Below are 19,863 nucleotides of genomic sequence, written 5' to 3'. Positions count from 1 at the left end.
TCCCGTCACCCACGTACCTTCCGCATCCGACGACACCCAGGGATGAAATGACCCAGCACCTCGCCGCCCCCCACCGCCCGACCAGTGGCACGCACACCGGCTGGTGGCGGGACGCGGTGATCTACCAGGTCTATCCGCGCAGCTTCGCCGACGGCAACGGCGACGGCATGGGCGATCTCGCGGGCATACGCGGCCGGCTCCCGTACCTCAAGGAGCTCGGCGTGGACGCGGTCTGGCTCAGCCCGTTCTACGCGTCCCCGCAGGCCGACGCCGGCTACGACGTCGCCGACTACCGGGCCATCGACCCGGTGTTCGGCAACCTCCACGACGCCGACGCGCTGATCCGCGCCGCCCACGCGCTGGGCCTGCGCATCATCGTCGACCTCGTGCCCAACCACTGCTCGGACCAGCACGACTGGTTCCGGCAGGCCCTGCGCGAGGGCCCCGGCTCCCGGCTGCGTGAGCGCTTCCACTTCCGCCCCGGCAAGGGCGAGCACGGCGAACTGCCGCCCAACGACTGGGAGTCCATCTTCGGCGGACCCGCCTGGACCCGTGTCGAGGACGGGGAGTGGTACCTCCACCTCTTCGCACCCGAGCAGCCCGACTTCAACTGGGAACACCCCGCCGTCCAGGACGAGTTCCGCTCGATCCTGCGCTTCTGGCTGGACCTGGGCGCCGACGGCTTCCGCGTCGACGTCGCCCACGGCCTGGTCAAGGCCCCGGGCCTGCCCGACATCGGTGGCGGCGACCAGCTGAAGCTGCTCGGCAACAACGTCATGCCGTTCTTCGACCAGGACGGTGTGCACGAGATCTACCGCTCCTGGCGGCGGATCCTCGACGAGTACGAGGGCGAGCGCGTCATGGTCGCCGAGGCCTGGACCCCGACCGTCGAGCGCACCGCGCTCTACGTCCGCCAGGACGAGATGCACCAGGCCTTCAACTTCCAGTACCTGGGGGCCAACTGGGACGCGAAGGAACTGCGCGAGGTCATCGACGGCTCACTGGCCGCGATGCGCCCCGTGGGCGCCCCCACCACCTGGGTGCTGTCCAACCACGACGTCACCCGGCACGCCACCCGCTTCGCCAACCCGCCCGGCCTCGGCACCCAGCTGCGCGAGCAGGGCGACCGTGAACTCGGTCTGTGTCGGGCGCGGGCGGCGTCGTTGTTGATGCTGGCGTTGCCGGGGTCGGCGTATGTGTATCAGGGTGAGGAGCTGGGTCTGCCGGATGTGACGGATCTGCCGGATGAGGTGCGGCAGGATCCGTCGTTCTTCCGGGCGGAGGGTCAGGACGGGTTCCGGGACGGGTGCCGGGTGCCGATCCCGTGGACGCGGTCGGGTTCGTCGTACGGTTTCGGCAGTGGGGGCAGTTGGCTTCCGCAGCCGTCGTCGTGGGGTGAGCTGAGTGTGGAGGCGCAGACGGGGGTGCCGGGCTCGACGCTGGAGCTGTACCGGGCCGCGCTCGCGGTACGTCGTGAGCATCCGGGTCTTGGCGCGGGTGACACGGTGACCTGGCTGGAGGGTCCCGAAGGCGTCCTCGTCCTCGGCCGTGACGGCTTCGTGTGCACCACCAACACCACCGGCGAAGCAGTCACCATCCCCACCCCCGGCACACTCCTGCTGGCCAGCGGGCCGGTCGCCGTCAGCGACGGCACGGCCGTACTGCCCGCCGACAGCACGGCCTGGTGGACGGTGTGACCGTCCCCCGGCCGAGGGGCCCTGGGGGCGGCGCCGCACCGGCCGCCCCCAGGCTGGCCGACATCGCGGCCCAGTCGGGCGTCAGCGAGGCCACGGTCAGCCGGGTGCTCAACGCCAAGCCGGGAGTCTCGTCGGCGACCAGGACCCGGGTGCTCGCCGCCCTCGACGTCCTCGGCTACGAGCGCCCCGTACGGCTGCGACGGCGCAGCGACGGGCTGGTCGGACTGGTCGTGCCCGAGCTGACCAACCCGATCTTCCCGGCGTTCGCCCAGGTCGTCGAGCAGACGCTGACCGGTTACGGCTACACCCCGCTGCTGTGCGCCAAGCAGCCCGGCGGGGCGACCGAGGACGAGCTGGTGGAGCAGCTCGAGGAGAGCGGTGTCGACGGCATCGTCTTCCTCTCCGGGCTGCATGCCGACACCTCCGCCGACCCTGCGCGCTACGCCGAACTCGCCGCCCGCAAGGTCCCGTTCGTCCTCGTCAACGGCTACAACGAACGGGTCTCGGCTCCCTTCGTCTCCACCGACGACCGGATGGCGGCGGCGATGGCCGTGCGCCATCTGGCCGAGCTCGGCCACGAGCGGATCGGGCTCGCGGTCGGACCCGTCCGCTATGTGCCGTCACGGCGCAAGACGGAGGGCTTCCTCGAGACGGCGGGGCCGGGTGCCGAACGGTACGTCCGGCACACCCTGTTCAGCGTCGAGGGCGGCCATGCCGCGGCCGCCGAGCTGATCGACGCGGGCTGCACCGGCATCGTCTGCGGCAGCGACATGATGGCGCTCGGCGTGATCAGGGCCGCCCGGGAGCGGGGTCTCGACGTACCCGGTGACGTATCGGTGGTCGGGTACGACGACTCGCCGCTGATCGCGTTCACGGATCCCCCGCTGACCACGGTGCGCCAGCCCGTGCATGCGATGGCGTCGACGGCGGTGGGTGCGCTGCTGGAGGAGATCCGCGGCAATCCCGTGCCCACCACGGAGTACCTCTTCCAGCCGGAACTGGTGGTACGGGGGTCGACGGCGCGGCCCGCGCGCTGAGCCGGTGACTCCTGCGCGCGTCCGGGCCCGCTCCGACGGCCGGACGTCAGTGGTCGGCGGCTCCCGGTGGGACGACCCATTGTGTGGGCTGTCCGGTGAGCGAGGCGATCATGTCGAAGTCGCCGTCGTAGTGGAGGACCGTCAGCCGGTTCAGCTCCGCGGTGGCGCCGATGAGGAGATCGGGGAGTGAAAGAGCACGGTGGAAACCCGCGTTGAGCGCGTGGCGCTGGACTTCCAAGGCGCGGGTGAAGGTGTCCTCGTCCGTGGGCAGGTAGTCGAAGGCGTGGAGCCATGTGCTGATCCGCAGCGCCTCCGCACTGTCCCGTGCCGAATGGACCATCTCGTACTCGGTGGGCTGGCATACGGCGAGTAGGTAGCGCTCATGGAGGGGTTTGAGGACCTCCTTGACGCGTGGTTTCGTCCAGCGGGCAAGGGCGGACTTGTCGATCAGGTAGCGGTCCTGCATCAGGCGGCGTGGTCCTCGTCGCTGTCGCCGTCGCGCCGCAGCGAGCCGTCGGCGTTACGGGGGCCGGTGCTCTCGATGATCTCGCTGAAGTCGAACTCGCCGGCCTCCATGGCGTCGAAGCCCTCCTGCCGCAGGTGGCGTTTGACCGCGTCTTCCATAGCGAGACGAACGGCCTTCGCCTTCGTCTTGGTGCCGAAGATGCGCATGGCCTCGGCGACCATGTTCTCGTCCAGGTCGATGACGGTTCTTGCCATGGGGATGGCTCCCTTCATGATGCGCCGACACTTTGAACGATACCGTCTTCTTGCTGAGAGCGATATCGTTTTGAGGGTGGGCCTCTGCAGGGCCACCGCTGAACGTGAGCGAGCCTCTGCTTGCGCGCCGCGCGGCGCGGGCTGCCGGGGAGGGCTGCGGTGCCCGGGGCGGCCCCACCCCTCGGTGCAATTTCTTGCGGAAGCGTGTCTTCCTCGAGTCCCGCAGATGTCGAAACTGTTGACCCTTGGACCTGCTGGCCCTACGGTCACCTGCGCAGAGGGTCTTGCAACCTTGCAGCAAGAACATTCAATCCCCATTCGGACCCTCGCACCGACCCCCACCTCCCTTCCTGAGCCGCAGGAGGAACCACATGGCCAGCAGGTCCCTGGCCGCCACCACCGCCCTTGCGGCGGGAGTGGCGACAGCGGTACTCGCGCCACCGGGAGCCGCGCAGGCGGCCCCACCCGGCACCAAGGACGTCACAGCCGTCCTCTTCGAATGGCGCTTCGACTCGGTCGCCCGTGCGTGCGCCGAGACACTCGGTCCCGCCGGATACGGATACGTCCAGGTGTCACCACCCCAGGAGCACATCCAGGGCCCGCAGTGGTGGACGTCCTACCAGCCCGTCGGTTACAGGATCGCGGGACGGCTCGGCGACCGCGCCGCGTTCTCCGCGATGGTGAACGCCTGCCACGCGGCGGGCGTCAAGGTCGTCGTCGACACCGTCATCAACCACATGGCGGCCGGCAGCGGCACCGGCACCGGCGGTTCGCCGTACACCAAGTACGGCTACCCCGGCCTCTACTCGTCCCGGGACATGGACGACTGCACCGCGACGATCACCGACTACCGGGACCGCGCCAACGTCCAGAACTGCGAACTGGTCCAGCTCGCCGACCTCGACACCGGCGAGGAGTACGTCCGCACCAAGATCGCGGGCTATATGAACGACCTGCTGTCGCTGGGCGCCGACGGCTTCCGGATCGACGCCGCCAAGCACATCCCGGCCGCCGACCTCGCCGCCGTCAAGGCGAAGCTGAACAACCCCGGTGTGTACTGGAAACAGGAAGCCATATCCGGGGCCGGCGAGGCGGTCCAGCCCGGCGAGTACCTCGGCAACGGCGACGTCCAGGAGTTCCGCTACGCCCGCGACCTCAAGCGGGTCTTCACCGGCGAGAACCTCGCCTATCTCAAGAACTACGGCGAGGGCTGGGGCTATCTGCCGGGCGACCGGTCCGCCGTCTTCGTCGACAACCACGACACCGAGCGCGGCGGTGACACGCTCAACTACAAGAACGGCGCCGACTACACCCTCGCCAACGTCTTCATGCTGGCCTGGCCCTACGGCTCCCCGGACGTCCACTCCGGCTACGAGTGGTCCGACAAGGAGGCGGGACCGCCGAACGGCGGTACGGTCGGCGCCTGTTACCGCGACGGCTGGAAGTGCCAGCACGCCTGGCGCGAGATCTCCTCGATGGTCGCCTTCCGGAACGTGGCCCACGGTCAGGGTGTCACGAACTGGTGGGACAACGGCGCCGACGCGATCGCCTTCGGGCGCGGCAACAAGGCCTTCGTGGCCATCAACCACGAAACGTCGCCGCTGACCCGCACGTACCAGACCTCGCTGCCCGCCGGTGACTACTGCGACGTCCAGTCCGGTACGGGCGTCACGGTCGACGCGTCGGGGCGGTTCACCCGCACACTCGGCCCCGGCACCGCGGTCGCGCTGCACGCGGGCGCGCGAAACTGCGGGGGTTCGTCCAGCGCCACGGGAGCGTCGTTCGGCGTCACCGCCACGACGGTGCCCGGCGAGAACGTCTACGTCACCGGCGACCAGTCCGTACTCGGCAACTGGAACACCGGCAGCGCGCTGAAGCTGGACCCGGTGGACTACCCGGTCTGGAAGCTCGACGTCCCCCTGCCCGCCGGGACCTCCTTCGCGTACAAGTACCTGCGCAAGGACGCCTCGGGCTCGGTCACCTGGGAGAGCGGCGCCAACCGCACGGCGACGGTCCCCGCGGGCGGCACGGTCACGCTGAACGACACCTGGCGCAACTGACCGCCTTCCCCTGAACCGCCGCTCCGCGCGCTCACGACCCCGCTGCGCGCGGAGCGGCACACCACTCTTCACGACGCTTCACGGTTCCTTCCCGGTCAGCCTCACAAGGAGAGCTCCTGTGATACGCCCCCTGCGCGGCAGGCGCAGAGCCATCGCGGCCACGGTGGCCGCCGCCGTGTGCGCGGCGCTCGCGCCCGCCGTACCCGCCGCGGCGGCCAAGCCGCCCACCGCACCCACCGACGCGAAGCTCGCCGCCGAGCCCGCGCGGCACGATCTGACCCGGGAGCAGTTCTACTTCGTGCTGCCGGACCGGTTCGCCAACGGCGACCGGGCCAACGACCGGGGCGGGCTGACCGGTTCGCGCCTGGAGACCGGCTACGACCCCGGCGACAAGGGCTTCTACCAGGGCGGCGACCTCAAGGGGCTCACCCGGCGCCTCGACTACGTCAAGGGCCTCGGCACCACCGCCATCTGGCTCGCCCCGATCTTCAAAAACCGCCCCGTGCAGGGGAGCGGCAATGGGGGTACCTCCCAGGCCGAAGGCTCTGGGGGAGCCTCCGCCGGTTACCACGGCTACTGGATCACCGACTTCACCCAGGTCGACCCGCACTTCGGTACCAACGCCGACCTGACGAAGCTGATCGACAAGGCCCATGCCAAGGGTATGAAGGTCTTCTTCGACGTCATCACCAACCACACCGCCGACACCGTCGACTACGCCGAGAAGAAGTACGGCTACCGCCCCAAGGGCGCCTACCCCTACCTCGACAAGGACGGCCGTCCCTTCGACGACAGGTCCGGGATCGGCAAGGTCGACCAGGACTCCTTCCCCTACACCCCCGTCAAGGGACCGGGCGCCGTCACCAAGGTGCCGGCCTGGCTCAACGACCCCACGATGTACCACAACCGGGGCGACTCCACCTGGGCGGGCGAAAGCGCGGAGTACGGCGACTTCGTGGGGCTCGACGATCTGTGGACCGAGCGTCCCGAGGTCGTCGAGGGTATGAAGAGGATCTACGAGAAGTGGGTCCGCGACTTCCGGATCGACGGCTTCCGTATCGACACCGTCAAGCATGTCGACCTGGACTTCTGGACCCAGTGGGCCACCGCCCTCGACGCCTACGCCGCGAAGCGGGGCCGCGAGGACTTCTTCATGTTCGGTGAGGTCTTCTCCGCCGACACGGCCGTCACCTCCCCGTACGTCACCCGGGGACGGCTCGACGCCACCCTCGACTTCCCCTTCCAGGACGCGGCCCGCGCCTACGCCTCCCAGGGCGCCGACGCCGGCCGGCTCGCCAGAGTCTTCGCCGACGACTACCGGTACACCACCGACAAGGCCAACGCCTACGAACAGGTGACCTTCCTCGGCAACCACGACATGGGCCGTATCGGCACCTTCCTCAAGCAGGACAACCCCGGCGCCGACGACGCCGAGCTGCTGAAGCGGGCCCGGCTCGCCAACGAGCTGATGTTCCTCAGCCGCGGCAACCCGGTGATCTACTACGGCGACGAGCAGGGCTTCACCGGCGCGGGCGGCGACAAGGACGCCCGGCAGACCCTCTTCGCCTCGAAGACCGCCGACTATCTCGACGACGACCAGCTCGGCACCGACCGCACCCACGCCGACGACGCGTACGACCCCGCGCACCCGGTCTACCGGTCGATCGCCGCTCTGTCCGGGCTTACCCGGCAGCACCCGGCGCTGCGTGACGGCATCCAGCAGGAGCGTTACGCCAAGGACTCCGTGTACGCGTTCTCGCGTACGGACGCGAAGCAGCGCGTCGAGTACGTCGTCGCCACCAACAACGCCACGGCCGCCAAGACGGTGACCCTGCCCGTGGACGCGGCCGGCTTCCGTGTGCTGTACGGCGGTTCGGGTGCCGTTCACACCACCGACGGGAAGATCACGGTCACCGTGCCCGCGCTGTCCTCGCTGGTGCTGCGCGCCACCGAGCCGCTCGCCGCCCCCGCCACCAAGCCGTCCCTGACCCTGAAGGCCCCGGCCGCCGGAGCCACCGGCACCGTCGAGCTCTCCGCCGGCGTCGAGGGCGGGCAGCTGGGCAGGGTGGTCTTCGCCGCCCAGGCCGGCAACGGCCCATGGCGCACCCTCGGCACCGCCGACCACGCCCCGTACAAGGTCACACAGCACATCACGGCCCCCGCGGGCACGCCCCTGCGCTACAAGGCCGTCGTCGTGGACAGCCTCGGCCGCACCGCGAGCGCCACGGCCTCCTCCACGGCGGGCCGGGTCCCGCCGCCCGCGAAGCCCACGGCCGTCCAGCGTGACTACGCCGTCGTCCACTACAAGCGCGCCGACGCCGACTACGACGGCTGGCAGCTGAAGGCCGCCGGGACCACCGCCGCCTTCACCGGCCGGGACGCCTACGGCGCGTTCGCCTGGGTCAAGGTTCCCGAGGGGGCCGCCACGATCCCGTACACCGTGGAGAAGGACGGCACCGCCGACGGTCCCCAGCGCGGCGTCAACCTCGCCCGCACCGGCGAGGTCTGGATCACCCAGGGCCAGGACGGCCAGTCCGACACCGCACCCGACGGCGCCTACCCGCCGCAGGACACCAAGAAGGCGGTGCTGCACTACCAGCGGCCCGATGGGGGCACCTCCCAGGCCGAAGGCTCTGGGGGAGACTACGACGGCTGGGGTCTGCACACCTGGACCGGTGCCGCCGAGCCCACCGACTGGTCCAAGCCGCTGATGCCGGTCCGCAAGGACGCCTACGGGGTGACCTTCGAAGTTCCGCTCGCCGAGGGCGCCACGTCGCTCAGCTACATCGTCCACAAGGGCGACCAGAAGGACCTGCCGAACGACCAGTCGCTGTCCTTCGGCAGCCACGGACGCGAGGTCTGGATGCTCGCGGGACAGCAGCGGTATCTGCTCCCGCAGACCGGTGGCGCGCTGCCACTCGATCTCAAGAAGGCCGAAGCCCAGTTCATCGACCGCGCCACCGTCGTCTGGAAGGTGAAGGCCACCGACGCCACCAGCCAGCAGCTGGTGTACGCGCCCGGTGGCATCACGGTGGCCGACGGCGCGCTGAGCGACGAGGGCCGCTGGCTGCGTCTCATCCCCTCCGCGCTCACCGACGCCCAGAAGGCGAAGTACCCGCACCTCAAGGACTATCCGGCCTTCACCGTCGATCCACGCGACCGCGACCGGGTGCGGGACGCCCTGCGCGGCCAGCTCATCGCCACCCAGCGCAACGAGGCAGGTGCCCTGCTCGCCGCCACCGGAGTGCAGATCCCCGGCGTGCTCGACGACCTGTACGCGGGAAAGGCGAAGGGAGCCGCGCTCGGACCGGTGTTCCGCAAGGGCAGCCCGACCCTCTCCGTCTGGGCGCCTACCGCCCGCAAGGTGGCCCTCGAACTCGACGGCAGGACCGTACCTATGCGCCGGGACGACGCCTCCGGCGTCTGGTCGGTCACCGGCCCGGCGAGCTGGCGCGGCAAGCCCTACCGGTACGCCGTGACCGTCTGGGCGCCCAGCGTGCAGCAGCTCGTCACCAACAAGGTCACCGACCCCTACGCCACCGGCCTCACCACGGACTCGGCCCGGAGTCTCGTCGTCGACCTCGCCGACCCCGGGCTCGCCCCCAAGGGCTGGCCCGGACTGAGGAAGCCCGCCGCCGTACCGCTGAAGGACGCCCAGATCCAGGAGCTGCACATCCGCGACTTCTCGGTCGCGGACCGCACATCGAAGCACCCGGGCGGCTATCTGGCCTTCACCGACCGCACCACCGCCGGGATGCGGCATCTGAAGCAGCTGGCGGACAGCGGCACCTCGTACGTCCATCTGCTGCCCGCCTTCGACATCGGGACCATCCCCGAGAAGAAGTCCGACCAGTCCGCCCCGGCCTGTGACCTCAAGGTCTACGCGCCCGACTCCGAAGAGCAGCAGGCCTGCGTCGCCAAGGCGGCGGCAAAGGACGCCTACAACTGGGGCTACGACCCGCTGCACTACACCGTGCCCGAGGGGTCCTACGCGTCCGACCCCGACGGCACACGCCGCACGGTCGAGTTCCGGCGGATGGTGCAGGGCCTGAACGGCATCGGACTGCGCACCGTCATGGACGTCGTCTACAACCACACCGTCGCGAGCGGTCAGTCGGAGAAGTCCGTACTGGACCGCATCGTGCCCGGCTACTACCAGCGGCTGCTCGCCGACGGCACCGTGGCCACCTCCACCTGCTGTGCCAACACCGCGCCCGAGAACGCCATGATGGGCAAGCTCGTCGTGGACTCGGTCGTCACCTGGGCCAGGGAGTACAAGGTCGACGGCTTCCGCTTCGACCTCATGGGCCACCACCCGAAGGCGAACATCCTCGCCGTACGCAAGGCCCTCGACGGCCTGACCGTGCAGAAGGACGGCGTCGACGGCAAGAGCATCGTCCTGTACGGAGAGGGCTGGAACTTCGGCGAGATCGCCGACGACGCCCGCTTCGTCCAGGCCACCCAGAAGAACATGGCAGGGACCGGGATCGCCACCTTCTCCGACCGGGCACGCGACGCCGTGCGCGGCGGCGGGCCCTTCGACGAGGACCCGGGGATCCAGGGCTTCGCGTCCGGGCTGTTCACCGAACCGGGTGCCTCGAAGGCCAACGGCACCCCGGCCGAGCAGAAGGCCCGGCTGCTGCACTACCAGGACCTGATCAAGGTCGGCCTGTCCGGCAACCTCGCCTCGTACACCTTCACCGACACCCGCGGGCGTCCGGTCAAGGGCTCCGACGTGGACTACAACGGCGCCCCGGCCGGCTATGCCGCCGCGCCCGGCGACGCCCTCGCCTACGCCGACGCCCATGACAACGAGACGCTGTACGACGCGCTCGCCTTCAAACTGCCGTCCACGGTCACGGCGGCGGACCGGGCACGTATGCAGGTGCTCGCCATGGCGACGGCGGCCCTCTCACAGGGGCCCGCGCTCTCCCAGGCCGGTTCGGACCTGCTCCGCTCGAAGTCGCTGGACCGCAACTCCTACGACAGCGGCGACTGGTTCAACGCCGTCCACTGGGACTGCCGGGACGGCAACGGCTTCGGGCGGGGCCTGCCGCCCGCCGCCGACAACAAGGCGAAATGGCCCTATGCCAAGCCGCTGCTCACCACGGACGCACTGAAGCCTGCCTGCGACGAGATCTCCGGGGCCTCCGCCGCGTACCGCGATCTGCTGCGGATCCGGACCACCGAGCCGGTGTTCGGGCTCGGCACGGCGGAGGCGGTGCAGTCGGCACTGTCCTTCCCGCTGTCCGGTACGGACGAGACACCGGGCGTGATCACCATGCGGCTCGGTGACCTGGTGGTGGTCTTCAACGCCACGCCGACGTCACAGACCCAGCGGGTGGAAGCCCTCACGGGCACGCCGTACGCCCTGCACCCGCAGCAGGCGGCAGGCTCCGACACGATCGTGAAGTCGGCCTCGTTCGCCCGCGATACGGGCACCTTCACGGTGCCGGGGCGCACGGTCGCGGTCTTCGAACGCGGCTGAGACCCCGCAGGGGCGGCGCGCCAGGGCCGGCTTCGTCAGGTCCTGTCCGGGGCCGGCTCAGGCGCGCTGCTCCGGCAGACGCACCGCCTGCGGTACGAGTGCCGCCATCCGGCCGACGAGCTCTCCCAGGGGCCCGTCGGCCGGTTCGTCGCCGAGGATGCGCCACAGAACGTCGGCCATAACCGGGTCGTACGCGGCCGGTACGGCCGTCAGGGCCACGAAGTCGTGCACCAGCTGCCGTTCGAGCTCCGCACGCGGAATCTCCCGCCCGTCGAGCCAGATCAGCGCGGTGGACTCGGCGAGCGAGACCCAGGACCGGACGACCAGGCGCAGCCGGGGCGGCGGGTCCGTGACGCCGAGATGGTCCATGAGATGGCCGTACGCCGCCTGACGCACCTCGTCGATCATCGCGTTGGTCCTGGTGGAGCCGACCGCGGGGCCGCCTCGCATCAGTGCCGAGAAACCGGGGCCGTGTTCGTCCACGAAGTCGAAGAACCGGCGCATGACCCGCAGCAGCCGTGCGCCGAGCGGCCCTTCGCGCCGCTCCACGAAACGGGCGGCCAGATCGTCGGCCGCACGGCGCAGCGCGGCCTCGTACAGGCTCTGTTTGCCGGGGAAGTAGTGGTAGACGAGCGGGCGCGAGATTCCCGCGGCGGCGGCGATCTCGTCGATGGACACCTCGTCGGGCGAGCGGTGGCCGAACAGCTCCAGCGCCACCGCGATCAGCTGCTGTCTGCGTTCTTCGACGCCCATCCTGCGGCGAACCCCGGTCGTCATACGAACAGGGTAACGGGCGGTTGTCGAACAGCGGCCGCTGCGCTGCGGGTACCCTCCGGGGATATGACCGCATCTGACCAGGAGACTCCGGTACCGGAGTCGGCGCCGGCACGGGGACTTGGGGTGCCGCCGCAACCGGCCGCACAGCCGAGGCCGGCAACGAAGCCGGAACCGGCAGCGGAGCCGGAGCCGGAAGGGGAGACCGAGCCGGCAGGGCCCGATACGGCGCCGGCGCAGGCGGCCGCGCTCGACGAGGAACGGGACGGCGAATCGGGCGAGGAACCGGACGGCGAACCGGACGGCGAACCGGACGCGGAGCCGGGCGAGGAACCGGACGGGGATTCCCCGCGAACGGGTATGACTCCCCGCCAGGCCCGGCTGGTGCGGATCGCCATGGCCTCCGTGCTGCTCGTGACCCTGGCCGCCGTGCTCGCGATCCGGCTGGCCAGCCGGACGTCCGTGCTGGTGGTCGGCGTGTACGGAATGGCCATGATTCTTTGCGGAGTCGTCATCGAACTGAGCCGCCACGGCCGCACCCGGCTCGGTACCTGGATGCTCGGCACCGGCCTGGTGGCGGCACTCGCGGCGGACTGGCTGCTGCTTCCCTGACGCGGTTTTCCCGACGCGCCTTCCCGGCTCGGTGCGGGCCGCTGTCGTCCACCGTCCCGGAGCCGGCCGCTGAGCTCGATCCGCGTTCCCTGCGGCGCCGCAGAGCCGGCAGTTCGGTCGCGGAGATCCCTTAGGGGAGCCGGCTCCGTGCCCCGCCGAACACCGTGAGCGAGGCGAACTCCTCACCGGACCAGGCCGTGGGCGGTGAGGTGGCCGGTGAGCGCGGTGAGTTCGGCGGCGCCGCGGCCGAGCCGCTCAACTCGTAGACGCTGAAGGCAGTCCGCGGTGCCGGGCTGCCCCGGCCGACCGGGTTTTGTGGTCGGCCGGGGTGGGCATAAGCATTGCTTTCTTCGGTCACCACCGTCATCTCGTCACCTGAAAACGCTCGCACTCCGGCCGTCCCATGGCTGAAATTCCGCTGTTCGCCCGGTGGCCGAAATTACCCCCGTCTCCTCGATGGCTGAAATCTGTTTCTTTGGCCAATAGTTGAAATGCATGACTCACGCACTTGCCTTCACCGCGGTGCTGATCAATCATGGCTGGGGCGCCTGGCAATTTCTCTGGCTTGAGGAGCTGATGTGGTAGCAGTGACTTCATCCGACTCGGTGGATGTTCCAGACTTACCGGTCCCGAACTTACCGGTCCCGATCACGATCGCCATCGCCGGCGCCGATTTCGGATGGGGCAGCAGCGGAAAACTCGGCGCGGTCATTACGGCGCTGCGCGCACGTTCGCCCCGCCCGCTGCGCTTTGTCGGACTGAGTTCCAAGCTGGGCAGGCCCCTGCTTGCCGAATCGGGCGTGGACCGGTGGTACGACGCCGGGGATGATCCGGCGGCAGCCGCCGAGCTGGCCAGGAAAGACGGTGCGGCAGCGGCCCTGGTGGTGCTCGAAGGGCAGATGGCCGACGCGCTGGAGGACGCCGGGATCCCGACCGTGTTCGTGGACAGCCTGCCGTTCCTGTGGACCGAAGGGGACCGCGAGTCCCTGCCCTTCCACGCCTCGGTCTACTGTGCCCAGCGGCACATACAACTCCCCGACGCCAACCGCGACATTCTCACGGGCGTGAAGAACCTTCAATGGGTGGAGGCTGTTGTGGCGCCGGGTATCGCGACTCGCCCCGCGCCTTCCTCCGGCAAAGCGACGAGACCGAGTTCTCCACGGCGAGCCCTGGTCAACTTCGGTGGTCTGCGGTCGCCCACTTTGGTCGACTGGACGAATTATCCACGCGCCGTATTAGGTCCTGTACTCGATGCACTCGTCACCCATGGAATACGGGAGGTGCACGTCGCGGGAAATATCCCGCCGGGATTTCTCGCTCAAATAGCACCCGAGTACGCGCAGATGGAAACCATCAGCTGCGGACCCCTGGGCCATGGTGAGTTCCTGGAACGACTCGCCGCTGCCGACGTGCTGCTGACCTCACCCGGGTTGACCACGCTGCTGGAAGCGGGTGCGCTGGCCACCCCAGTGGTGTGTCTGCCGCCGCAGAACCTCAGCCAGATCTTCAACGGCCGGTTCCACAGCCGGGCAACCGGCGCCGATACCCGGATCCGCTGGCCCGAGCAGGTCTTCTCCGAAGAGGCCGCCCTCGGAGAGCGCACGGTCTCCGAAGAGGAGGCACTGCGCGTGATCTACGCCGGCATCGCCGCCGCGGCCGGGGACGCCGGCGTACGCAGCGCCGTACGCGACGGGGTGCTCGCCGCACTGCGACGGGAGGCGGACGGCGCCGACTGGGCCGGTCTCACCACCGCCCTCGGCCGGTCCGGTGCCGAGCAGGTGGCGGACCATCTGCTCGCCCTCCTCGCGGGCGGGGAGCCGGCCGGAACTTCGCAGACTTCTCACCCGGGCCGACTGATCGGGGAAAGCACACCATGACCGAACGCGACGACGTCGCGGTGACGTCGGGCAATGGCCGGCAACGGTACTTGTTCGTCCGGATCCTCGAGGCCTGCAACGCGGACTGCTTCATGTGCGAGTTCGCCCTGTCGCGGGACACCTACCGCTTCTCCACCGAGGATTTCGCCGCGCTGCTGCCCGCAGCCACCGAGGCCGGAGTGGGCTATGTGCGCTTCACCGGCGGGGAGCCCCTGATGCACCCGGATCTCGCCACCCTGGTGCGCGCGGGTACCGATGCCGGAATGCGGATGTCGGTCATCACCAACGGCATGATGCTCCCGCGGCAGATCGAGCGGCTCGCCGAGGCCGGGCTCGCGCAGGTCATCGTGAGCCTCGACGGCTCCTCCGCCGACACCCATGACGTCTACCGCCGCTCGCCCGGCATGTTCGACAACGGGCTGCGGGGCCTGCTCCAGGCCGCGGAACTGGGCGTACTGCCCCGGGTGAACACGGTCGTGGGCCCGCACAACTACGCGCAGATGCCCGAACTCCAGCGGGTCCTCACCGATGCCGGAGTCCGCCAGTGGGAGCTGTCTCCCATCAAACTGGACCGCGGCATCAAGTACCCCGACCCGGATCATGTGCGAACGGTCTGCGACCCGATCTACGAGGCCGATCCCGACACGGTGCTGGTCCCTCTCGGCAAGCGGTTCTACGGAGACACGCCGGAGGAGCAGGAACTGTTCTTCTCGGACTCCATCACGCCCCGCCCGAACGGCCCCGTGTGTCATGTCGTGGATGACGTCTTCTACATCGACGCCAAGAACGAGCGTACGTACGGGTGCAGTTGCCTGCCTCACCGGGAGGACGGCGATCTCGGTGGTGCGCCGCTGCGCGAGAGCGGCGTCATCGCGCTGGACACGCCCACCTTCCGCAAACACGTCGACCACTTCCGCGCGGTGGGGCCACGCACCTGCAACGGCTGCTCCACGACGGCCGCGGGGTACAGCGACGACATCGCTCGCCTGGGGGCTGTACGACCGTGGCAGTACTGAATCCATTGCGGGTGCTGCTGGTCGACGATCCCGGGAGACTCGACGCACTGACCGCCCGCCGCCGCGTCGCCGCCCACCTCACCGAGGCGGACGTGGCCTACCGCCCCCACCCGATGGACCCGAGCGACAGGCCCTGGCAAGGAGCGCTCCCGCAGGTCGCCCTGGTGTGCGACGCCCCGGAAGCGGCGGAGGAACTCACCGCGCAAGGTGTCCCCGTGGTGTATCTGCACTGCGGTCACCGCACCGTGCCGGTGCCCGCCATCGCGGCCACGGTCCAGCAGATCCAGGGGCTCGCCGGGCTGTCCGTGCCCACGGACACCCCCGGCGGCCCGGGCCGCTGCGGGGTGCTCGCCCCGGCCCGGACGGCCCGCGCACGCTCCCGTGCGGGATGCCTGGTCCTGGTGTCCGCTGCCGACGCCCGCGCCGAGGACCTCGCCGCCTACACGGACGACGTACTGCGCTCGCTGGTCACCCAGGCCGCCGCCGGCCCCGGCGGCTGCGACCTGGTGTGCGACACCGGGCTGCCCACCGTGCGGAACGCACTCTCCGGCGTGTCCGGACTGCGCCTGCACAGCGCCGTGGACGTGGACGTGGACGCCCTGCACGCCGGCGCCGAAACCTGCCACGCTTCGCCCACCTGGTCCGCCGTGGCACTGGCCCGGGCCCGCAAGGCTCCCCTCGAACTGCTGCCCCCGCTCGGTCCGGCCCAGCGCGACCTGGCCGAGCGTCTGCAAGCGTCGCCGGACTCGGGCTCGGGAGCCCGGACCACGGGCGACACCACCGACGAAGACCTGCGCGGCGCCCAGCGGATCGCCCGGAAACTACGTCAACTCGCCATGGTGCCGCCCTCGATATGACGTGGCGAATCCGCTGAGCCGCCGGTCACCCGAGCAATTGCGCCGGGCCGGCCGCACGACCTTGTGTTCCCCTGGATGGGAGAAGCCCCATGCCTTATCCGAGCAAGCAGGCTGATACAACCGCACCGCCCACCACACGGGACACCATTCCCGACGAACAGTGGGACGACTGGCGCTGGCACATGCGCAAGCGCATCAACACGGCCGGGAAAGCCCGGCAGTGGATCAATGTCACCGCCGACGAAGAGAAGGCCATGGCGGAGACCGCGGGGAAATACCGGTGGTCCATCACCCCCTATTACGCGTCGCTGATGGACCCGGACGACCCCCTCTGCCCGGTCCGGCAGCAAGCGGTGCCCGCTCTGAACGAGTTGATGGAGTACACCGGTGCGGACATCGACCCGGTGGGCGACATGTTCTACCGAAAGACCAACCGGGTGGTGCACAAATACCCGGACCGGGCCATCCTGCTCGTGACGGAGGCGTGCCCGGTCTATTGCCGGCACTGCACACGCAAGTTCCACACCACCGAGGTCGACGGCACGTACTTCGAGAAGAACGAAGGCGAGGACCTCGATGACGACCTGCGGTACATAGCCGACCACCCCGAGATCCGCGATGTCCTGCTGACCGGCGGGGATCCGCTGTCGTACCGGGACGACAAGCTGGAGGAGATCATCAGTGGCCTGCGGGCCATTCCCAGCGTCGAGATCATCCGGATCGGTTCGCGCTTTCCGGTGCTGCTGCCGCAACGCATCACCGACGAGTTGTGCGAGATGCTCTCCCGGCACCATCCCGTCTGGCTCAACACCCACTTCAACCACCCCAAGGAGATCACCCCGGAGGCGGAACGGGCCGTCGACCGGCTGCTGAGGCACGGAATTCCCGTGGGAAACCAGACGGTGCTGCTGCGCGGCGTGAACGACGACGTCGCGACCATGCGCTCCCTTATGACGAAGCTCCTGCGTATCCGCGTACGCCCCTACTACCTGTATCACTGCGACAACGTGACGGGTGTCTCTCAATTCATGACGTCCGTGGAAAAGGGCTGGGAGATCATGGAAGGCCTCCAGGGCCACATCACCGGCTTCGGAGTTCCGCAGTACGTCCTCACCACCCGGCTGGGGAAGATTCCCATCGCGCAGCCTTATCACCGCGTCACCCCGGAAGGGCTGGTGCTGCGCAACTACAAGGGCGAGGAAATGGTCGTCGACGGTGCGGCCTACCCCGTGACGGAAGCGGACCTGGAGCGCAACGCGGACGCAGCGGAGAAGGGACGTGGCCGGAAATGACCATGGACAAGCGGCTCGGCCATCGTTTCCTTCCCTACGGTGCGAACTACCTCGACTGGTCCGACATGAGCGAACTGCGCGCGGCCGTCGAGCAGAAAGTGCTGTTCCGGTACCAGACCGAGTCCGAAAGCATGGCGAGCCAACTGGAGCGCCGGGTATCGGAAGAACTCGGCATCGACCATGTGCTGGCCCTCCACAACTGCACCGAGGCCCTGCGGCTCGCGCTGGTCAGCACCCGGCCCCGCGCCGGGGACGTCGTCTACATCCCGGCCGTCACCTTCGTCGCCGTGGCCGGGGCCGTTCTGGCGACCGGCCTGATACCGGTACCCGTCGATGTGGACGACTCCTTCTCCCTCGACGCCTCGCTCCTGCCCCCGGACGCCCAACGGGTGATCGTCGCCCATATGGAAGGCGCGGTGGCACCGCTGCCCGCCGGCGTGCCCTATGTGATCGAAGACGCCGCGCAGTCACTCGGCGCCACCTTCCCCGACGGACGCCAGGTCGGCACGGTCGGGTACGCCGGAACCTTCAGCTTCCACCACAACAAGGTCCTCACCTCCGGCGAAGGCGGTCTGCTGGTGACCGGCGACCGGGCGGTGTGGGAGGTGATGCGCTGCTACCACGACCACGGTTCGGCCCGGCAGCAGGGCCGCTACCCCACCTGGAACGACGACGCCTACTACGGCGAGAACTTCGTCACCAGCGAGGAAGTGGCCGCCATCCAGCTCCAGCAGTTCCGCCACCTCGGCGAGATCGTGGACGGACTGGCGCGGCACTACCGCATCGCCGTCGCGGAGTTGCCCGAACGCCCCGACATCACGCTCCTGCCCAGGACCGCGGGCGATGTCAAGACGAGCCTCAGGCTTCGCCTGGAAAGCCCCGCGCTACGGGATGCGGCGGTCGATCTCCTCACCCGTCGCGGCATCGCCAACTGGACCCTCAACAAGTACCTGCTGCCGGAACACCCGGTGCTCAAGGGCCGCCGCTCCCTCTACGCCGACGGCTTTCCCTGGAATCTCGCCGACGGCGTTCCCCGCGCCCTCAGCCGTGACGGGTTCGCCCGCACGAGGTCGCTGCTGGACCGCACCCTGTGCGTACCCCTGTCGCCCGAACTGTCCGAGAGCGAACAGATACTCGCGGCGAAGGCCCTGCGGCAGACGCTGGAGGAACTGTGAGCGATGCCCTGCTCATGGCCGACGACCGCTCGTGCAGCTTCACCCGCTACGCGGCCCGCGAGCGCGGCCATGAGCTCGTGCTGCTGCGGTTCGAGGCGGTCCGCGGCGACCTGTCGGAACCGTACCTGCGGGAGACCGCTCACCTCCCGGCGTTCTGGGTGCGCGCTGACGTACCGCTCGAAGCTGAGGCGGAACGCTACCTGGACTGGATCGCGGACCAGCCGCTGCAGCCGACCCGGTTCTGCAACCCCTCCGAGCCGCGCCAGCACATCGCGCAGCGGTTCGCCGCCCTGGTCGGCCTCCCTCACCTGAGCGCCGAACAGGTCGAGTGGGTGCGTGACAAGGCCGCCATGAAGGACAAGTTCCGTCAGCTCGGTCTGCACACCGCCGCCTATCAGCGCATCACCCACGCCACCGAGGCGCTCGACTTCGCCGGCGTCCACGGCTGGCCCGTGGTGCTGAAACCCGTGGATTCCTTCGCGTGCATCGACACCTACCTGCTCAACGGCCCCGACGACCTGCGGCAGATCGATCTGACGGCCCGTCGCTGGCTCGTGGAGGCGTACGTCGGGGGCACCGAGTGGGAGGCGTGTGCTCTGGTCTTCGACGGTGAGGTCCTGGACGTCTGGCCCAGCGCCATGCCCAGCCGGCCGCTCGACATCGTGGCCGGCGCCATGAACGCCAACATCAGCGTCGGCGCCGGGCCGGGTCCCGGCTCGGACGTCCACGGCCTGGTGCGGCGCATCGTCCACGGCATGGGGATCGACCACGGCTATGTGCACCTGGAGTTCTTCGAGGAGGACGGGGAGGTGTACGCAGGCGAGGCCGGGGTCCGGATGGCCGGCTGCGAGATCACCGCCAATCACGGGCACGCCTACGGCTTCGACGTGTTCGGCGCCACGCTGGACGCCTACCAGGGGCGCCGCCCGGCCCTGGACTACACCGCGCGCCAGTGCGTGGGCGACCTGCTGCTGCCGATGCAGCGTTCCGGAACCGTCCGGGCCGTCACCTCGCGGCAGGAACTGCTGGATCTGCCCGGCGTCATCGAGGCCGAGCTGCGTGTGGCGCCGGGCGACCAGGTCCATGCGCGCCGCGCCTCGCACAACGCCTGCGGACACATCCATGTCGCCGGCACCACCGCCGCCGAGGTCGAAAAGCGCATGCAGTACGTGCTCGACCGGTTCTCCATAGACATCGAGTAGGCGGGCCGCCGGCCCGAACCCGGCCGCCGCGCCACCGCAAGCCCCGTCAGCTCCCT

General features: G+C 69.5%; 14 protein-coding genes. 11 read left to right on the top strand and 3 right to left on the bottom strand.

Features of this window, described 5'->3' with window-relative positions:
- Positions 1 to 47 precede the first annotated feature (47 nt).
- Entirely contained in the window at positions 48 to 1,697 is a 1,650-nt protein-coding gene (locus tag ACTWOL_RS10250) for a glycoside hydrolase family 13 protein (protein WP_474296297.1), read from the top strand.
- The gene (locus tag ACTWOL_RS10245; RefSeq protein ID WP_474296296.1) at positions 1,694 to 2,734 is read left to right on the top strand and encodes a LacI family DNA-binding transcriptional regulator; all 1,041 of its coding nucleotides are present in this window, start codon (positions 1,694 to 1,696) and stop codon (positions 2,732 to 2,734) included. The genes ACTWOL_RS10250 and ACTWOL_RS10245 overlap by 4 nt, the downstream gene beginning before the upstream one ends.
- Before the next feature lie 46 nt (positions 2,735 to 2,780).
- Here the strand turns inward: ACTWOL_RS10245 and ACTWOL_RS10240 are convergent, their stop codons facing one another.
- Positions 2,781 to 3,200 carry a PIN domain-containing protein gene (locus tag ACTWOL_RS10240; RefSeq protein WP_474296295.1) on the bottom strand — a complete coding sequence of 140 codons (420 nt, stop codon included), beginning with the start codon at positions 3,198 to 3,200 and terminating at the stop codon, positions 2,781 to 2,783.
- Complete coding sequence (locus tag ACTWOL_RS10235; protein WP_474296294.1) at positions 3,200 to 3,454, bottom strand: type II toxin-antitoxin system VapB family antitoxin; 255 nt, start codon at positions 3,452 to 3,454, stop codon at positions 3,200 to 3,202. The genes ACTWOL_RS10240 and ACTWOL_RS10235 overlap by 1 nt, the downstream gene beginning before the upstream one ends.
- Before the next feature lie 371 nt (positions 3,455 to 3,825).
- Here ACTWOL_RS10235 and ACTWOL_RS10230 point away from each other — a divergent pair, with 371 nt between their 5' ends.
- Complete coding sequence (locus ACTWOL_RS10230; protein ID WP_474296293.1) at positions 3,826 to 5,514, top strand: carbohydrate-binding module family 20 domain-containing protein; 1,689 nt, start codon at positions 3,826 to 3,828, stop codon at positions 5,512 to 5,514.
- Positions 5,515 to 5,632: 118 nt separating this feature from the next.
- Positions 5,633 to 11,002, top strand: a complete 5,370-nt coding sequence (gene pulA / locus ACTWOL_RS10225) for a pullulanase-type alpha-1,6-glucosidase (protein WP_474296292.1) — start codon at positions 5,633 to 5,635, stop codon at positions 11,000 to 11,002.
- 57 nt (positions 11,003 to 11,059) lie between these two features.
- On the opposite strand, the gene ACTWOL_RS10220 is transcribed toward pulA, so the two are convergent.
- Positions 11,060 to 11,779, bottom strand: a complete 720-nt coding sequence (locus ACTWOL_RS10220; RefSeq protein WP_474296291.1) for a TetR/AcrR family transcriptional regulator — start codon at positions 11,777 to 11,779, stop codon at positions 11,060 to 11,062.
- Between the two features lie 63 nt (positions 11,780 to 11,842).
- Between ACTWOL_RS10220 and ACTWOL_RS10215 the strand changes: the two genes are divergently transcribed.
- The 7 genes from ACTWOL_RS10215 (at position 11,843) to ACTWOL_RS10185 (ending at position 19,807) form a co-directional block, all read left to right on the top strand.
- On the top strand, positions 11,843 to 12,388 hold the full coding sequence (locus tag ACTWOL_RS10215; protein ID WP_474296290.1) for a hypothetical protein: 546 nt from the start codon (positions 11,843 to 11,845) through the stop codon (positions 12,386 to 12,388).
- Between the two features lie 605 nt (positions 12,389 to 12,993).
- Entirely contained in the window at positions 12,994 to 14,265 is a 1,272-nt protein-coding gene (locus tag ACTWOL_RS10210; protein WP_474296289.1) for a hydroxymethylcytosylglucuronate/cytosylglucuronate synthase, read from the top strand.
- The gene (gene blsE, locus ACTWOL_RS10205) at positions 14,262 to 15,281 is read left to right on the top strand and encodes a cytosylglucuronate decarboxylase (protein WP_474296288.1); all 1,020 of its coding nucleotides are present in this window, start codon (positions 14,262 to 14,264) and stop codon (positions 15,279 to 15,281) included. The genes ACTWOL_RS10210 and blsE overlap by 4 nt, the downstream gene beginning before the upstream one ends.
- On the top strand, positions 15,269 to 16,138 hold the full coding sequence (gene blsF, locus ACTWOL_RS10200; RefSeq protein WP_474296287.1) for a CGA synthase-related protein: 870 nt from the start codon (positions 15,269 to 15,271) through the stop codon (positions 16,136 to 16,138). Before blsE ends, blsF begins: the two co-directional genes overlap by 13 nt.
- A gap of 89 nt (positions 16,139 to 16,227) precedes the next feature.
- Positions 16,228 to 17,430 (top strand): arginine 2,3-aminomutase, encoded by a 1,203-nt coding sequence (blsG, locus tag ACTWOL_RS10195; RefSeq protein WP_474296286.1) that lies wholly within the window; start codon positions 16,228 to 16,230, stop codon positions 17,428 to 17,430.
- Entirely contained in the window at positions 17,427 to 18,605 is a 1,179-nt protein-coding gene (locus ACTWOL_RS10190; protein WP_474296285.1) for a DegT/DnrJ/EryC1/StrS family aminotransferase, read from the top strand. Before blsG ends, ACTWOL_RS10190 begins: the two co-directional genes overlap by 4 nt.
- Entirely contained in the window at positions 18,602 to 19,807 is a 1,206-nt protein-coding gene (locus tag ACTWOL_RS10185) for an ATP-grasp domain-containing protein (protein ID WP_474296284.1), read from the top strand. Before ACTWOL_RS10190 ends, ACTWOL_RS10185 begins: the two co-directional genes overlap by 4 nt.
- Positions 19,808 to 19,863 lie beyond the last annotated feature (56 nt).

The sequence above is a fragment of the Micromonospora sp. IBHARD003 genome (assembly GCF_056106285.1).
This window is presented reverse-complemented; position numbering and strand designations above follow the sequence as displayed.

Excerpts from the sequence above, each read along its gene's own strand:
- blsE (WP_474296288.1), top strand. The coding sequence starts at position 14,262 with ATGACCGAACGCGACGACGTCGCGGTGACGTCGGGCAATGGCCGGCAA.
- ACTWOL_RS10235 (WP_474296294.1), bottom strand. The coding sequence starts at position 3,454 with ATGGCAAGAACCGTCATCGACCTGGACGAGAACATGGTCGCCGAGGCC.
- blsG (WP_474296286.1), top strand. The coding sequence starts at position 16,228 with ATGCCTTATCCGAGCAAGCAGGCTGATACAACCGCACCGCCCACCACA.
- ACTWOL_RS10215 (WP_474296290.1), top strand. The coding sequence starts at position 11,843 with ATGACCGCATCTGACCAGGAGACTCCGGTACCGGAGTCGGCGCCGGCA.
- ACTWOL_RS10240 (WP_474296295.1), bottom strand. The coding sequence starts at position 3,200 with ATGCAGGACCGCTACCTGATCGACAAGTCCGCCCTTGCCCGCTGGACG.
- ACTWOL_RS10250 (WP_474296297.1), top strand. The coding sequence starts at position 48 with ATGACCCAGCACCTCGCCGCCCCCCACCGCCCGACCAGTGGCACGCAC.
- ACTWOL_RS10230 (WP_474296293.1), top strand. The coding sequence starts at position 3,826 with ATGGCCAGCAGGTCCCTGGCCGCCACCACCGCCCTTGCGGCGGGAGTG.
- ACTWOL_RS10190 (WP_474296285.1), top strand. The coding sequence starts at position 17,427 with ATGACCATGGACAAGCGGCTCGGCCATCGTTTCCTTCCCTACGGTGCG.
- ACTWOL_RS10220 (WP_474296291.1), bottom strand. The coding sequence starts at position 11,779 with ATGACGACCGGGGTTCGCCGCAGGATGGGCGTCGAAGAACGCAGACAG.